This window comes from Falsiroseomonas ponticola (genome assembly GCF_016805305.1).
GTDB lineage: Bacteria > Pseudomonadota > Alphaproteobacteria > Acetobacterales > Acetobacteraceae > Falsiroseomonas > Falsiroseomonas ponticola.
On sequence record NZ_JAERQN010000001.1, the window covers coordinates 587,489 to 601,206 of the forward strand.

Genomic DNA, 13,718 nt, shown 5'->3' on the forward strand with positions numbered 1-13,718 from the left:
TGCCGCGGCGCCATCCGCCCGCGATCGAGGAGGGCCGCGCCCCCCATGCCGCTTGACCTCCTCCTTGCCCGCATCCTGGCGCTGCGCTGGCGCGTGGCGCTGCTGGCCGCGCTGATCCTGGGCGCGGGGGGCACCACCATCATCCTCTGGCCGCGGCAATATGTGGCGGAGGCGATGGTGGCGCCCGCCGAGACGACGGGCATCGCCACCTCCACCCTGCTCTCCTCCGCCTCCACCGTCTCCGGCCTGCTGGACACACGGCCCACGGGCAATTTCGCCATCTATCTCGGCGCGCTGCGGTCGGCGGAGGCCGCCGCCATGCTGGTGCGGGACACACCCCTGCTGGCGCTGCTGACCGAAAGGCGGCGCGCCTGGCCCGGCGGCGCGGTGCGGGAGGCGCTGGACCTGCGCATCGAGGCCGACCTGGACGATGCGCGGGACTGGCTGGAGCGCAACCTCGCCCTGACCCAGACGCTCGGCGCGCTGACCTGGGGCCTGGCGCTGCCGCATCGCGACCGGGACTTCGCGCTGGATGCCCTGGCCCGCCTGCATGCCTTCGCCGAGGCCAAGGTGCGCGGGGACCTGGCGGAGCTGGCCCGCCGCCGCGTCGCGGCGCTGGAAGCGCGGCTGGCGCGGGAGCCCGACCTCTACATCCGGCAGTCGCTCTATGAACTGCTGGCGCTGAACCAGCGCGCCGCGGTGGTGGTGGCGGCGGATGAGGCGGTGGCCGCGCGCCTCGTCTCCGCACCCATGGTGGAGATCCGCCCTTCCCTGCCCAACCGGCCGCTGCTGCTGCTGCTGCTGCTGGTGGCGGCGCCGATGGCGGCGACGGGGCTGGTGGGGGCGGGGATCCTGCTGCGCCAGGCGCCGCCGGCCGGCCGGCCCACCGGCGGCGCGCTGGCCCGCCCGATGCGGGTGGAGCCGGCGGAATGAGGCCCGCCATGCCCTGGGCCCCCGTCGCTATGGCCCCCGTCGCCCTGGCCCCCGTCGCCCTGGCGGCCGGCGCGCTGGCCGCCATCCTGCAGATGGCCGGCGCGCTGAAGACGGCGCCGCCGCTGGCGGGCCTGCCGGTCGATCTCACCCTGGCGAGCCTGGCGCTGCTGCTGCCCGCGCTGGCGCTGCTGGCCGTGTCGCGGGCCTGGCGGGTGGAACGGGCGCTGGCCCTGCCGCTGGCGGCGGCGGGGCTGTTCTGGGCCTGGCTGGTGGTGGCCGGGGCCTGGAGCCCTTCCTCCGTCGTGCTCTCCGCCAAGCTGCCGGAGGCGACGCTGGCCGGGCCGCTGATGCTGGCCGCGGGGATGCTGGTGGGGGCGGAACCGTCGGCGCGCCGGGCGCTGTCCGCCACCACCATCGCCATCGGCGCGCTGCTGGCGGCGACCGTCGCCTGGGGCGTCGCGGGCGGCTGGGGCCTGGCCGCGCTGCTGGAGGCGGAGGCGCAGCGCCTGCAATACCAGCTGGCCGGCCTCGCCATGGCCACCGCCGCGGCGCTGGCGGCGGTGAAGCTGGTGGAGGCGCCGTCCTGGCCCGGCCGCGCCGCCTGGGCGGCGCTGATCCTGGCGCTGGCGGCGGCGGCGCTGCTGCCGGGCGGGCGGACGGCGCTGGTGGCGCTGCTGCTGGGCGTGGCGCTGGCGCCGGCGCTCCGCCTGCCGCGCCGCCGCGCCCTGGCCTGGACGGCGGCGGTGGCGGCGGCGGGGATGGCGGGGCTGCTCTGGCTGCTGCTGCATCCCGACCATGCGGAGGGGCTGCGCACCCTCGAACGCCTGACGGGCGATGCGGCGGGGCTCGATGCGCGGCGCGGCCTCTGGAGCGCGGCGCTGGACTGGGCGGGGGAAGCCGCGCCCTTCGGCCTCGGCACCGGCGGCTTCACCATCGCGGCCGGGCATGGGGAGAGGCGCGGCCTCTACCCCCACAACCACGCGCTGGAAGCGCTGGCGGAGGGCGGGCTGCCGGGGCTGCTGCTCTGGCTCGGCACCTTCGGCGGCGCGGCCTTCGCCATGCTGCGCCTGGCGCCCGGCGTGCCGCCCGCGCGGCTGGCGCGAATGGCGGCCATGGTGCTGCCGGTGGCGATGACGATCATGGTCTCGACCGACCTCGGCAACCGGATGGCCTGGTTCGCGCTCGGCCTGGCGCTGAGCCTCGGCCTCTCCGCCCGCCCGCTGGAGGCCGCCCATGCATGAGCGCTTCGGCAAGCGGGCGCTGGACCTGGTGGTGGCGGCGCTGCTGCTGGTGCTGCTGTCGCCCCTCTTCGCCGCGGTGGCGCTGGCCGTGCGGTGGCGCCTTGGCAGCCCCATCCTCTTCACCCAGCCCCGCGCGGGCCTGCACGGCGCGGCCTTCGACCTGAAGAAATTCCGGTCGATGGCGGTGGGGCCGGGCAGCGATGCGGAGCGGCTGGACGGCTTCGGCCGCGCGCTCCGCGCCTCGGGCCTCGATGAGCTGCCGCAGCTGGTGAACGTGCTGCGGGGGGAGATGAGCCTGGTCGGCCCTCGGCCGCTGCCGCTGGACTATGGCCGCCTCTATTCCGCGCGCCAGGCGCTGCGGCTCCGGGTCCGCCCCGGGCTGCTGGGGCCGGGCGTCGCGGCGGGGCGCAACGCCGTGCCGTGGGAGAGGCGGCTGGAGCTGGATGCCGCCTATGCGGCGGCGCCGCTCCGCCTGCGCACCGACCTGGTCCTGGCGCTGCGCAGCCTGGCGGTCTGGCTGCGCGGCCAGGGCACCACGGCGCCGGGCCACGCCACCATGCCGGCCTTCGAGCCGGGGGACCGGGCGGATCGCTGACGCCGGCCGCGGAAAGCGCGGTTGCAAACGGTTGTGGCTGCAAGACGGGGCTTGCGAAACCGCCGGGGTATCAATCACGATGTGATATCGATTCACTGTTTATCAACTTATGGGTTCGCATGGCTACGCCCCTTCCCGCTGCCGCCGGCGCGATCCTCCCCTTCCCCCCGCGGCCCCAGCCCGTGCCCCTGCTGCTGTCCCCGCCGCAACTGGCGGGCGGGGAGGCCGAGCGGGTGCGGGAGACGCTGGAAGCCGGATGGCTGGCCCCGGCCGGGCCCACCCCCGCGGCGTTCGAGGCCGCGCTGGCCGAGACGATCGGGCTGCCCTCCGTGCTGGCCACCGCCTCCGGCACCGCCGCGCTGCATCTGGGCTACCGGGTGCTGGGCGTGGCGCCGGGGGATGAGGTCTGGGCGCCGGCCATGACCTTCGTCGCCAGCGTGGCGCCGGCGGTGCAGATGGGCGCCATCCCCCGCTTCCTCGACGTGGTGGAGACCGGCTGGACCATGGACCCCGGCCTGCTGGCCGAGGAGCTGGCCAGGGCCGCGCGGCGCGGGCGGCTGCCGCGCGTGGTGGTGCCGGTCGATCTCTACGGCCAGTGCTGCGACCTCGACGCCATCGTCGCGGCCTGCGACCGCTGGGGCGTGCCGGTGATGGTCGACAGCGCCGCCGCCATGGGGGCCACGCAGCGCGGCGGCCGCCATGCCGGGCGGGGCGCGCGGCTCGCGGCCTTCTCCTTCAACGGCAACAAGATCGTCACCGCGGGCGGCGGCGGGGCCCTGGCCGGGGAGGATGCGGCCCTGCTCTCCCGCGCCCGGCAGCTGGCCGGCCAGGCCAAGGAAGCCTGGCCGCATTACGAGCACGAGACGACGGGCTACACCTACGGCCTCTCCTCCGTCCTCGCGGCCGTGGGGCTGGCGCAGCTGGCGGCGCTGGCGGCGCGCGTGGCGCGGCGGCGGGAGATCTTCGCCCGCTACGTGGCGGGGCTGGCGGAGCTGCCGGGCCTCGGCTTCATCGCCGAACCCGCCTGGGGCCGCGCCAATCGCTGGCTGACCGTGCTGACGATCGACCCCGCCCCCTTCGGCGCGGACCGGGAGGTGGTGCGGCGGGTGCTGCAGGCCGCGGGCATCGAAAGCCGCCCGGCCTGGAAGCCGCTGCACCTGCAGCCCGCCTTCCGCGACGCGCCACAGGTGGGCGGCGCCACCGCCGCGGCGCTGTTCGAACGCGGGCTCTGCCTGCCCTCCGGCACCGGGATGACGGAGGCCGACCAGGCCCGGGTGATCGACCTCGTGCGGTCCTGCGCGCGGGCGTGACGGCGATGGCGCTCCGCATCCTCTACCTGCACCAGCATTTCTCCACGCCGGACGGCGCCACGGCGACGCGCGCCTACAACCACGCCGCCGCGCTGGCGGAGGCCGGGCACGCCGTGACCCTGGCCTGCGGCCGCTATGCCGGCGCCGCCACCGGGCTGGCGGGCCCCTTCCGCCACGGCGCCCGGCGCGGCGCGGTGGCGGGGTTCGAGGTGGTGGAATTCGACCTGCCCTATGGCAATGCGCAGTCCCTGGCCCGCCGCAGCCGCGTCTTCCTGCGCTATGCCGCGGCGACCTCGCGGCTCGCGCTCCGCCAGCGCTGGGACCTCATCCTCGCCTCCTCCACCCCGCCCACCGTCGCCATCCCCGCCCTGCTGGCGCGGCTGCTGCGCGGCACGCCCTTCCTGTTCGAGATCCGCGACCCCTGGCCGGAACTGCCCGCCGCGCTGTCGCGGCCCCGGGAAGGGGCCAGCGGGGGCGATGGCGGGGGCGTGCCGGGCGCGGTGCTGGCGGCGATCGGCCGGCTGGCCGATGCCGCCTGCCGCCGCGCCAGCGTCGTCGTCGCGCTGACCGAGGGCATGGCCCGCACCGCGCTGGCGCGGGGGACGGACCCCGACCGGCTGCGGGTGCTGCCGCAGGGCGCCGACCTCGCCCTGTTCGGCCCCGATGCCCGGCCCTGGCGGCCGGATGGGGTGGGGGCGGAGGAGATGGTGGCGGTCTATGCCGGCGCGCATGGAAGGGCGAATGGCCTCGGCGTGCTGCTGGATGCCGCCGCGCGGCTGCGGGGCACCGGCATCCGCATCCTGCTGGTGGGCGATGGCGCGGAGAAGCCGGCCCTGATGGCCCGCGCGGCGGCGGAGGAGCTGCCGGTGCTCTTCCTCGACCCCATGCCGAAGCGCCGCCTGGCGGGGCTGCTGGCCGGGGCGGATGCCGGGCTGCTCTGCCTGGCGCCGGTGCCCGAATTCGCGGAATGGACGGCGCCGAACAAGCTGGCGGAATGCCTGGCCGCGGGGCTGCCGGTGGTGGCGAATGTGCCGGGCCGCGCCCAGCGCCTGCTGGCGGAAGGCGGCTGCGGCCTGACCGTGCCGCCCGGGGATGGCGATGGCCTGGCGGCGGCGCTGCTGGCCATGGCGGATGACCCGGCGCGCCGCCGCGTCATGGGCCAGGCGGCCCGGCGCCTGGCGGAACGCCATTTCGACAGCCGCCAGATCGCCGCCCGGCTGGTGGCGACGGTGGAGGCGGCGGCCGGCCACGCCCCCGCCCCCGCCACGGCGCTGGCCCAATGACCCCGCCCGCCATCCTCATGCTCTCCGCCGCCCATCCGGCGGAGGATGTGCGGATCGTGGCCAAGGAAGGCGCGGCGCTGGCCGCGGCGGGCTTCCCGGTGCGCCACCTGGCGCCGGGGCCGGAGGCCGGGACCAGGCTGCTGCATGGCGTCGCGCTGCAGACCTATCCGCGGCCGGCGGGGGGGTGGCGGGCGCGGCTGCTCGGCATCCCGGCGCTCGCCCGCCGCGCCGCCGCGCTGCGCCCGGCCGTGATCCATGCGCATGAGCCCGACAGCTGGGTGGCGGCGCTGCTGGCGGCGCGGCGCTGCGGCGCGCGGGTGGTGCTGGACGTGCATGAGCACTACCCCTCGCGCCTCGATCCCCTGCTGCCGGGGGTGCTGCGGCCGCTGGGCCGTGCCCTGGTCGGCGCCGCCTGCCGGCTGCTGGCATCCCGCGCCGATGCGGTGGTGGTGGCGAAGGATGGGCTGGAGGGGTGGCTCGGCGGTGCCGCGCGCTGCACGCCGGTGCGCAACTACGCCACCCCCGTGGCGCTGGTGCCGCGGCGGCACGCGGCCGGGCCGCTGACCCTGCTGCACCTGGGCGCGCTGACCCGCGCGCGGGGCGCCTTCGTCATGCTGGATGCGCTGGCCCTGCTGCCCGCGGGCACGCGGCTGCGGCTGATCGGCCGCTTCACCGATGGCAGCGAGGCCGCCTTCCGCGAACGCAGCCTGGCGCTCGGCCTGGCGGGGCAGGTGGACTACCTGGACTGGATGCCGCGGGAGGAAGCGCTGGCCCTGGCGGCGGAGGCCGATATCGGCCTGGTGCTGTTCCAGCCGGGGGTGGAGAACCACCGCCTGGCGCTGCCCCACAAGCTGTTCGACTGCATGCTGGCGGGCCTGCCCGTGATCGTCCCCGCGCTGGCGGAGGAGGTGGCGGGCATCGTGCGCAGCGCCGATTGCGGGCTGACGGTGGATACCGCCGATGCCGTCGCGGTCGCGACCGCCATCCAGGCGCTGTCGGACCCCAGCGTGCGCGACGCCATGGGCCAGCGGGGGCGCGACGCGGCGCTGACCCGCTTCGGCTGGGCGGCGGAGGCGGCGCGGCTGGTCCGGCTCTACCGGCTGCTCACCGCCTCCTCCAGCGCCGCCATCCAGGCGGCGACGGCGGCGGCGCCCGCATCGGTGTGGCCGAGCGCGCGGTCGCCGAGGTAGCTCGCGCGGCCGAGCCGCGGGCGCATCGCGGCGGTCGCCGCCGCCCCTGCCGCCGCCGCCCGCGCGGCGGCCGACAGCGCGGCCCGCCCATCCGGCAGGGCGTCCCGGAAGGCCAGGGCGGCGGGGTGCAGCGCATCCAGCATGGTGCGGTCGCCCGGCTGCGCGCCGCCGAGTTCGCCGATCGCCGCCACCGCCGCCTCCAGCGCCGCCGCCCAGTCGGCCGGCGCCGGCCGGGCTGGCAGGGCGCGGGCGGCGCGCAGCAGCGCGGTGGCGTAGAAGGGGCCGGAGGATCCCGCGATGGCCCGGCGCAAGGTGCCAGCCATGGCGGAAAGCGCCGCCGGCGCATCCGCGAAGGCGCCCTCCGGCAGCGCCCGCAGCGCCGCCGCGCCGCGCGCCAGCGACAGGCCGAGATCGCCATCCCCCGTCGCCGCATCCAGCGCCGTCAGCCGCGCCTCCGCCGCCTCCAGCGCGCTTGCCACGGCCAGCACGGCGGCGCGGATGGCGGGATCGGCCGCGCCGGTCCAGGGATGCGGCGGGGCCTCGGCCGGGGCCACCACCGCCCGCGCCGCCGGGATCACGCCGCTACCCGGCCAGGCCGGCGCGCTGGCCGGGGCATCGAGGCGCGCGAGCCGCGCCGCGTCCAACACCATGACGGAGAAGGAGCAGCCCGGCATCTCCAGCGCCGAGAGCGCCGTGCCGCACCACGCCCGCGCCACGCCGATACCCCGCGCGCGCAGGCCGGCCAGCGCCTCCCGCGCCATCAGCGCGAGTTCCATGGGCGGCGTGCCGCCGAGGCCGTTGACCAGCAGCGCCACCGGCGTGCCCGCTTGCCAGCGCGTCTCCGCCAGGATGCGGTCGAGCAGCGTCGCCGCGACCTCCCGCGCCGGCGCCAGGGGCACGCGCGCCACCCCGGCCTCCCCATGGATGCCGAGGCCGAGTTCCATCTCGCCCTCCGGCAGGTCGAAGCCCGGCCGTCCCGCCGCCGGCACGGTGCAGGCGCCGAGTGCCACGCCCATGCTGCCGAGCGCCGCCGCCGCCGCACGCGCCTCCGCCGCCACGGCATCGAGCGGCAGCCCCGCGGCCGCGGCGGCGCCGGCGACCTTGTGGACCAGCACCGTGCCGGCGATGCCGCGCCGCCGCGCGGGCTCCACCGTGCCGGCCAGCGCCACGTCATCGGCCACCACGGCGACCTCGCAGGGGATGCCCTCGGCGCGGGCCAGCTCCGCCGCCAGGCCGAAATTCAGCCGGTCGCCCGTGTAGTTCTTGACGATGAGCAGCGCGCCCGGCGGCCCGGCCACGGCGCGGATGGCGGCCAGCACCGCATCGACCGGCGGGCTGGTGAAGACATCGCCCGCCACCGCCGCATGCAGCAGGCCGGGGCCGACATAGCCGGCATGGGCGGGTTCATGGCCCGCGCCGCCGCCCGAGATCACCGCGACCTCCCGCCTTTCGCCGAAGGCCGGCAGCCCGGCGCGGAGGATCACGCCCTCCTCCGCCAGCAGCGCCAGGCCGGGCGAGAGATCCGCCAGGCCTTCCAGCATCTCCCGCACCGCGGCGCGGGGATCGTTGAGGAATTTCCGCATGGCGCCCTCTCCCTTTGGCGGGAGTGTAGCGCCGGCCGCCCGCTACGGCAGGGCCTGGAGCTGCCGTTCCACCACCGGCCGCCAGGGCGCCTCCGCCGGCGCATCCGCCAGCAGCGCCTGCCAGGTGCGGCGGGCATTGTCGGTGCGGCCGGCCCGCGCCTCCGCCAGCCCGGCCAGGAAGCGCAGCCGCGGCTCCCGGGGGGACGAACCCAGCGCGCGGGCGATCAGGGCGGCGGCGGCGGCGTGGTCGCCCCGCTCGATCTCCAGCTCCGCGAGATCGGCCGCGAGCGGGCCATCGAAGCGGGCTTCCAGCGCGGTGCGATAGGCGCGCGCGGCCTCATCCAGCCGGCCGCGGGAGCGTTCGGCATTGCCGAGCAGGATCTGCCCCTGCCGCGCCGCGTCGCTGCCGGGCTCCAGCATCGCGAGGCGCCCGCGCAGCGTCTCCAGCATCGCGTCCTCCTCCTGCGCCAGGCGCTGGCGCTCCACGAAGGGGGCGGCGGGCATGTCGGGCGTGCCGCGCACGAGGTAGAGGCCGAGCGCCGCGGCCGGCACCAGGAAGACCATGGCCGCCAGCACGGCGGCGGTGCGGCCCGGGCGGAGCTCCGGCGCATCCTCCTTCGGTGCGGCCAGGATGCGGCGCTGCACTTCCAGCGTCGCCGCCTGGTGCTGCGCGGCATCGAGCCGCCCGGCCTCACGCTCCCGATCCAGCTCCGCCAGCTGCGCGCGATAGAGGGCGAGGTCGGCCTCCGCCCGGCCACGCGCGCGGGTCGGCCGGATGAGGGTGATGATCAGCGGGAGCAGCGCCAACAGCGCGAGCGCACCCAACAGCAGCCAGAGGGTCACGCGCGGTTTCCGTCCCTTGTCTCGGCGTCGAGCGCGGCGAGGCGGCGCTTCTCCTCCTCCGTCAGCGGCGCGGGTGGCGCGGGCTGCGCGCTGCGACGGCGCGAGAGGATGATGAGGCTGGCGCCGGCCATCAGCGCCAGCACCGGCGTCAGCCAGAGCGCCGCGGTGGACCAGGTGAAGGGCGGGCGCAGCAGCACGAAGTCGCCGTAGCGCGCATGCAGGAAGTCCCGCACCTGCGCATCCGTGTCGCCGGCCACGATGCGTTCGCGCACGATCAGCCGCAGGTCGCGCGCCAGCGCCACCTCGCTGTCCTCGATCGACTGGTTCTGGCAGACCATGCAGCGGATTTCCCGGCCGAGGGCGCGGGCGCGCTCCTCCTGCGCGGGGTCGCGGAGCATGTCGGCGGGGTTGGTCGTGGCGTGCGCCGCGCCGGGCAAGAGCAGCGCGAGCAGCAGGAACAGGGTCTTCATGCGGCGTAGCGGGCCAGCAGCGGCCGAAGGTCCTGTGCAAGGACCTCGTCGGTGATGGGGCCGGCGTAGCGCCAGCGGATGATGCCCTGGCGGTCCAGCAGGTAGGTCTCCGGCACGCCGTAGAGCCCCCAGTCGATCGCGACGCGACCCGGCTCGTCCTTCGCCAACCGGAGAAAGGGGTTGCCGTGGCGGCGGATGAACTGGAGGCTGTCGGCCGGCTTGTCCTTGTAGGCGATGCCCAGCACCGGCACGCCTTCGCGCGACAGGCGCATCAGCTGCGGATGCTCGATCACGCAGGGCACGCACCAGCTGGCCCAGAAATTCACCAGCAGCGGGCGGCCGAAGCCGCGGAGATCGGCGGCGCCGAAGCCTGGCACGCCGCTTTCCTCCAGCGCCGGCAGAGTGAAGTCCGGCGCGTGCTGGCCGATCAGGGCGGAGGGCACGCCGCGCGGGTTGTAGACGCCGCGGCGCTGCCGATCGAGCGCGGCATAGAAGGCGACACCCCCGGCCGCGGCGGCGGCGAAGGGCGCCATCAGCAGAAGGCGACGGGTATTCGGCGTCATTCGGCAGGGACCATCCGGGCCGCGGCGCGATTGGGGGCGGAGACGCGGATGCGACGGTCCGCCAGCGACAGCGCGCCGCCCAGCGCCATGATCGCGGCGCCGATCCAGATCCAGGGCGCCAGGAAGTTGTAGTGCAGGCGGATCACCGCCTTGCCCGTGCCGGCCTCCTCCTCCCCGATCACCGCGTAGAGGTCGGCGATCAGGTTGGTGTGGATCGCGACCTCCGTCGTGTTCTGCCGCGCGATGGGGAAGAAGCGGCGGGAGGGTTCCATCACGCGCACCTCGGCGCCGTCCCGCAGCAGCGTGATGGTGGCGCGCCGCGCGGTCCAGTTCGGGCCCTGCACGTCGCGCACGCCCTCGAGCCGCCATTCATAGCCGGCCAGCGTGGTGGATTCGCCCGGCGCCAGCGCGACCATGCGTTCCTGCGCGAGCCCCATGCCCGCGATGCCGGCCGCGGTGATGCCGATGCCGGCATGGGCGATGGCCGCGCCCCAGGCCGCGCGGGGCAGGCCCTTCGCGCGGTTCCACGCATTGCCGAGATTGGTGCGGAACAGCGCGGTGCGATCCGCGATGTCCGCCACGGCGGCGCCAATCACCCAGACGGCAAAGGCGAAGCCAACGGCCGGCATGACATGCTGGCCGCTCAGCAGCAGCGCCAGGAAGAAGGCCGCGAAGGCGATGACCGCGCACCACCAGAGCCGCATCACAACAGAGGAAAGCTGCGCGCGCTTCCAGGGCATCAACGGCCCCGCCGCCATGGCGATCAGCAGCGGTACCACCAGCGGGAAGCTGGCGGAGTTGAAGAAGGGCGGGCCGACCGAGACCTTCATGCCGAACAGCGCATCGGCGAACATCGGCCAGAGCGTGCCCACGAACACCACCGCGGTGATGGAGCAGACCAGCAGGTTGTTCAGCACGATGGCGCCCTCGCGCGACACCGGCGCGAAGATCCCGGTCGGGATCATGGCCGAGGCCCTGAAGGCAAACAGCAGCAGCGCGCCCACCACATAGACCATCAGCAGCGCCAGGATGAACAGCCCGCGCTCCGGGTCATTGGCGAAGGAATGCACGCTGTTCAGCACGCCCGACCGCACCAGGAAGGTGCCGAGCAGCGACATGGCGAAGGCGATGATGGCGAGCAGGATGGTCCAGGTCTTCAGCGCGTCCCGCTTCTCCACGACGATGGCGGAGTGCAGCAGGGCGGTGCCGATCAGCCAGGGCAGCAGCGAGGCATTCTCGACCGGGTCCCAGAACCAGTAGCCGCCCCAGCCCAGCTCGTAATAGGCCCACCAGGACCCCAGCGCGATGCCGAGCGTCAGGAAGGACCAGGCGGCCAGCGACCAGGGCCGCACCCAGCGCCCCCAGGCGGCATCGACGCGGCCCTCGATCAGCGCCGCGATGGCGAAGGCGAAGGTGACGGCGTAGCCGACATAGCCGAGGTAGAGCAGCGGCGGGTGCATGGCCAACCCGATATCCTGCAGGATCGGGTTCAGCCCCTGGCCATCCGGCGGCGGCGGCCACATGCGGTCGAAGGGGTTCGAGGTCTTGATGGTGAAGAGCAGGAAGCCGACCGAGATCAGCCCGAGCACGCCGAGCACGCGGGCGCGCAGCGCGGTGGGCAATTCGCGCCCGAAGCCGGAGACGGCGGCGCCGCAGAGCCCGAGGATGTTGACCCAGAGCAGCAGCGAGCCCTCATGGTTCCCCCAGGTGCCGGTGATCTTGTAGAGCATCGGCTTGGCGGAATGGCTGTTCTGCACGACGTTCAGCACCGTCGTGTCGTTGATCGCATAGACGTACATCAGGCAGGCGAAGGACGCGATCAGCGCCACGCATTGCCCGATCGCCAGCGGCGCGGCGGAGGCCATCATCCGCGCATCGCGCACATGCGCGCCGATCAGCGGCAGCAGCGCCTGCGCCAGCGCCAGCACCATGGCCAGCGCGAGGGCGAAGTGACCGAGTTCGGCGATCATTGCTGCTGCACGAAGGCTTTGCCTTCGTGCCCCTCAGACGCCGGGCGGGCCGCATCCGCGGCCCTTGGCTTCGCGGCATTGGCCGCGGGCCGCATTCGCGGCCTCGGCCCTTCGGGCCGCAGGTTGGAGCGCTGGACGTCAGTCATCATGATCCGGTCCTCCCCGCCGCGGCAGGCCGCGCGGGGTCCAGCGTGTTCCAGGTGGCGGGCGGCGGTGCCGCGCCCTGCGCGGGGTTCCAGTGGCCGGACCGCTTCAGCGCATCCGCCACCTCGGGCGGCATGTAGGTCTCGTCATGGCGGGCCAGCACCTCGCTAGCGCGGAAGGTGCCATCGACGCCGAGGCGCCCCATCGTCACCACGCCCTGGCCTTCGCGGAACAGGTCCGGCAGCACGCCCTGGTAGGTGACGGCGATGGCATGCGCGCCATCCGTCACGCGGAAGCGCACGGTGGGCCGCTGGCCGCTGACCGCGGGCTCCCGCTCCACGCTGCCGGCCTCGACCAGCCCGCCCAGGCGGAAGGCGCGGTCGGGGCCCGGGCGTTCCGCCATGATGTCGGAGGGCGATCGGAAGAAGACGAGGTTGTCCTGGAAGGCCGTCAGCGTCAGCGCCGTCGCGCTGCCCAGCCCCAGCGCACAGAGCAGCAGGATCCACATCCGGCGCTTCTTGCGCGTCATCATGCATCCCTCCCGCGGGAATCCCCGCGCGGGTCAAGGCGTTTCAGGGTGGCGGCCGCCGCCCGGTGGCGCAGCACCGCCGCCACGGCCAGCCCCGCGAAGGTGGCGAGCGTGACGCCCCAGGAGGCGGTGACGTGGATCCAATGCGTGGTCATCACGCGGCCTCCGCCCGCCGGGCGCGGGCCGTCTGCAGGGCGCGCACGCGGCGTTCCATCACGGCGCTGCGGGTGCGCGCCAGCACCACCGCGGCGAAGAGCAGCGTGAAGCCCAGCGCGTTGACCAGCAGCGGGTAGAGCAGGTCCACATGCATGCCTGGCGCGTCGATGCGGGTGACGGAGGCGGGCTGGTGCAGCGTGTTCCACCAATCGACGGAGAACTTCACGATCGGCACGTTCACCAGGCCGACCAGCGCCAGGATGGCGCCGGCGCGCGCGCCACGCTCCATGTCGTCGAAGGCGCGGACCAGCGCGGCGTGGCCGAGCCAGAGGAAGAACAGCACCAGCACGCTGGTCAGCCGCGCATCCCAGACCCACCAGGTGCCCCACATCGGCTTGCCCCAGAGGCTGCCGGTGGCCAGGCAGAGCGCGGTGACGGCGGCGCCGACCGGCGACAATTCCCGCGCCGTGAGGTCGGCCAGCGGATGCCGCCAGATCAGCGACATGATGGAGAGGATCCCGAGCCCCGTGTAGCCGCCCATGGCCAGCCAAGCCATCGGCACATGGACGTGCATGATCCGCACCGTCTCCCCCTGCTGCCAATCGGCGGGGGAGAGGAACAGGGCCCAGACGGCGCCGATCCCGGTCACCAGGATGGCGGCGGCCCAGAGCCAGGGCATCAGCGCATCCGTCAGCCGCAGGAAGCGGCCGGGGTTGGCGAAGCGATGCAGCGACCGTGCCCCGCCCGCGGTCGCGGGGGGGTCGTTACGGGGCGCGCCCGGCGGGGTTGGCCCCGCGGGCGGCGAAAGGGGTCTGGCGTCCACGCCCTTAGACTAGGGGTGCTTCGCGCCGGATTGAAGCCGGGGCCCGGGGGCGTTACGTCCCTTTCGTGCCCGCAGCGTCCCGAAG

General features: G+C 75.2%; 14 protein-coding genes. 6 read left to right on the forward strand and 8 right to left on the reverse strand.

Annotated elements, in window-relative coordinates; all coding sequences use genetic code 11:
* Positions 1-45: 45 nt before the first annotated feature.
* From JJI54_RS02825 to JJI54_RS02850, 6 genes are all read left to right on the forward strand, one after another.
* Positions 46-933, forward strand: coding sequence for a hypothetical protein (locus JJI54_RS02825; protein ID WP_203070710.1), 888 nt, complete (start codon positions 46-48; stop codon positions 931-933).
* Positions 934-941: 8 nt separating this feature from the next.
* Positions 942-2,174 carry an O-antigen ligase family protein gene (locus JJI54_RS02830; RefSeq protein WP_226381354.1) on the forward strand — a complete coding sequence of 411 codons (1,233 nt, stop codon included), beginning with the start codon at positions 942-944 and terminating at the stop codon, positions 2,172-2,174.
* A complete protein-coding gene (locus JJI54_RS02835; protein WP_203070712.1) occupies positions 2,167-2,769 on the forward strand; it encodes a sugar transferase in 603 nt (200 codons plus the stop codon). Before JJI54_RS02830 ends, JJI54_RS02835 begins: the two co-directional genes overlap by 8 nt.
* Before the next feature lie 119 nt (positions 2,770-2,888).
* The gene (locus JJI54_RS02840; protein ID WP_203070714.1) at positions 2,889-4,079 is read left to right on the forward strand and encodes a DegT/DnrJ/EryC1/StrS family aminotransferase; all 1,191 of its coding nucleotides are present in this window, start codon (positions 2,889-2,891) and stop codon (positions 4,077-4,079) included.
* Between the two features lie 5 nt (positions 4,080-4,084).
* The gene (locus JJI54_RS02845; RefSeq protein WP_203070716.1) at positions 4,085-5,362 is read left to right on the forward strand and encodes a glycosyltransferase family 4 protein; all 1,278 of its coding nucleotides are present in this window, start codon (positions 4,085-4,087) and stop codon (positions 5,360-5,362) included.
* On the forward strand, positions 5,359-6,552 hold the full coding sequence (locus tag JJI54_RS02850) for a glycosyltransferase (protein ID WP_203070718.1): 1,194 nt from the start codon (positions 5,359-5,361) through the stop codon (positions 6,550-6,552). Before JJI54_RS02845 ends, JJI54_RS02850 begins: the two co-directional genes overlap by 4 nt.
* Here JJI54_RS02850 and JJI54_RS02855 read toward each other — a convergent pair.
* From JJI54_RS02855 to JJI54_RS02890, 8 genes are all read right to left on the reverse strand, one after another.
* A complete protein-coding gene (locus tag JJI54_RS02855) occupies positions 6,456-8,135 on the reverse strand; it encodes a dihydroxyacetone kinase family protein (RefSeq protein WP_203070720.1) in 1,680 nt (559 codons plus the stop codon). The two genes, JJI54_RS02850 and JJI54_RS02855, sit on opposite strands and share 97 nt — an antisense overlap.
* A 42-nt stretch (positions 8,136-8,177) precedes the next feature.
* Positions 8,178-8,978, reverse strand: coding sequence for a c-type cytochrome biogenesis protein CcmI (gene ccmI, locus JJI54_RS02860; protein WP_203070722.1), 801 nt, complete (start codon positions 8,976-8,978; stop codon positions 8,178-8,180).
* A complete protein-coding gene (locus JJI54_RS02865; RefSeq protein ID WP_203070724.1) occupies positions 8,975-9,448 on the reverse strand; it encodes a cytochrome c-type biogenesis protein in 474 nt (157 codons plus the stop codon). The genes ccmI and JJI54_RS02865 overlap by 4 nt, the downstream gene beginning before the upstream one ends.
* Positions 9,445-10,011, reverse strand: coding sequence for a DsbE family thiol:disulfide interchange protein (locus JJI54_RS02870; RefSeq protein ID WP_203070727.1), 567 nt, complete (start codon positions 10,009-10,011; stop codon positions 9,445-9,447). Before JJI54_RS02870 ends, JJI54_RS02865 begins: the two co-directional genes overlap by 4 nt.
* Positions 10,008-11,981: a heme lyase CcmF/NrfE family subunit gene (locus JJI54_RS02875; protein ID WP_203070729.1), complete on the reverse strand. Its 1,974-nt coding sequence runs from the start codon at positions 11,979-11,981 to the stop codon at positions 10,008-10,010. Before JJI54_RS02875 ends, JJI54_RS02870 begins: the two co-directional genes overlap by 4 nt.
* 145 nt (positions 11,982-12,126) lie before the next feature.
* The gene (gene ccmE / locus JJI54_RS02880) at positions 12,127-12,654 is read right to left on the reverse strand and encodes a cytochrome c maturation protein CcmE (RefSeq protein ID WP_203072305.1); all 528 of its coding nucleotides are present in this window, start codon (positions 12,652-12,654) and stop codon (positions 12,127-12,129) included.
* Positions 12,654-12,809, reverse strand: coding sequence for a heme exporter protein CcmD (gene ccmD, locus JJI54_RS02885; RefSeq protein ID WP_203070731.1), 156 nt, complete (start codon positions 12,807-12,809; stop codon positions 12,654-12,656). The genes ccmE and ccmD overlap by 1 nt, the downstream gene beginning before the upstream one ends.
* Positions 12,809-13,489 (reverse strand): heme ABC transporter permease, encoded by a 681-nt coding sequence (locus JJI54_RS02890; protein ID WP_203070733.1) that lies wholly within the window; start codon positions 13,487-13,489, stop codon positions 12,809-12,811. Before JJI54_RS02890 ends, ccmD begins: the two co-directional genes overlap by 1 nt.
* Positions 13,490-13,718: the final 229 nt, after the last annotated feature.

Coding starts and splice junctions, on each gene's coding strand:
- JJI54_RS02825 (WP_203070710.1), top strand. CDS start 46: ATGCCGCTTGACCTCCTCCTTGCCCGCATCCTGGCGCTGCGCTGGCGC.
- JJI54_RS02830 (WP_226381354.1), top strand. CDS start 942: ATGCCCTGGGCCCCCGTCGCTATGGCCCCCGTCGCCCTGGCCCCCGTC.
- JJI54_RS02835 (WP_203070712.1), top strand. CDS start 2,167: ATGCATGAGCGCTTCGGCAAGCGGGCGCTGGACCTGGTGGTGGCGGCG.
- JJI54_RS02840 (WP_203070714.1), top strand. CDS start 2,889: ATGGCTACGCCCCTTCCCGCTGCCGCCGGCGCGATCCTCCCCTTCCCC.
- JJI54_RS02845 (WP_203070716.1), top strand. CDS start 4,085: ATGGCGCTCCGCATCCTCTACCTGCACCAGCATTTCTCCACGCCGGAC.
- JJI54_RS02850 (WP_203070718.1), top strand. CDS start 5,359: ATGACCCCGCCCGCCATCCTCATGCTCTCCGCCGCCCATCCGGCGGAG.
- JJI54_RS02855 (WP_203070720.1), bottom strand. CDS start 8,135: ATGCGGAAATTCCTCAACGATCCCCGCGCCGCGGTGCGGGAGATGCTG.
- JJI54_RS02865 (WP_203070724.1), bottom strand. CDS start 9,448: ATGAAGACCCTGTTCCTGCTGCTCGCGCTGCTCTTGCCCGGCGCGGCG.
- JJI54_RS02870 (WP_203070727.1), bottom strand. CDS start 10,011: ATGACGCCGAATACCCGTCGCCTTCTGCTGATGGCGCCCTTCGCCGCC.
- JJI54_RS02875 (WP_203070729.1), bottom strand. CDS start 11,981: ATGATCGCCGAACTCGGTCACTTCGCCCTCGCGCTGGCCATGGTGCTG.
- ccmE (WP_203072305.1), bottom strand. CDS start 12,654: ATGACGCGCAAGAAGCGCCGGATGTGGATCCTGCTGCTCTGTGCGCTG.
- ccmD (WP_203070731.1), bottom strand. CDS start 12,809: ATGACCACGCATTGGATCCACGTCACCGCCTCCTGGGGCGTCACGCTC.
- JJI54_RS02890 (WP_203070733.1), bottom strand. CDS start 13,489: ATGCCCTGGCTCTGGGCCGCCGCCATCCTGGTGACCGGGATCGGCGCC.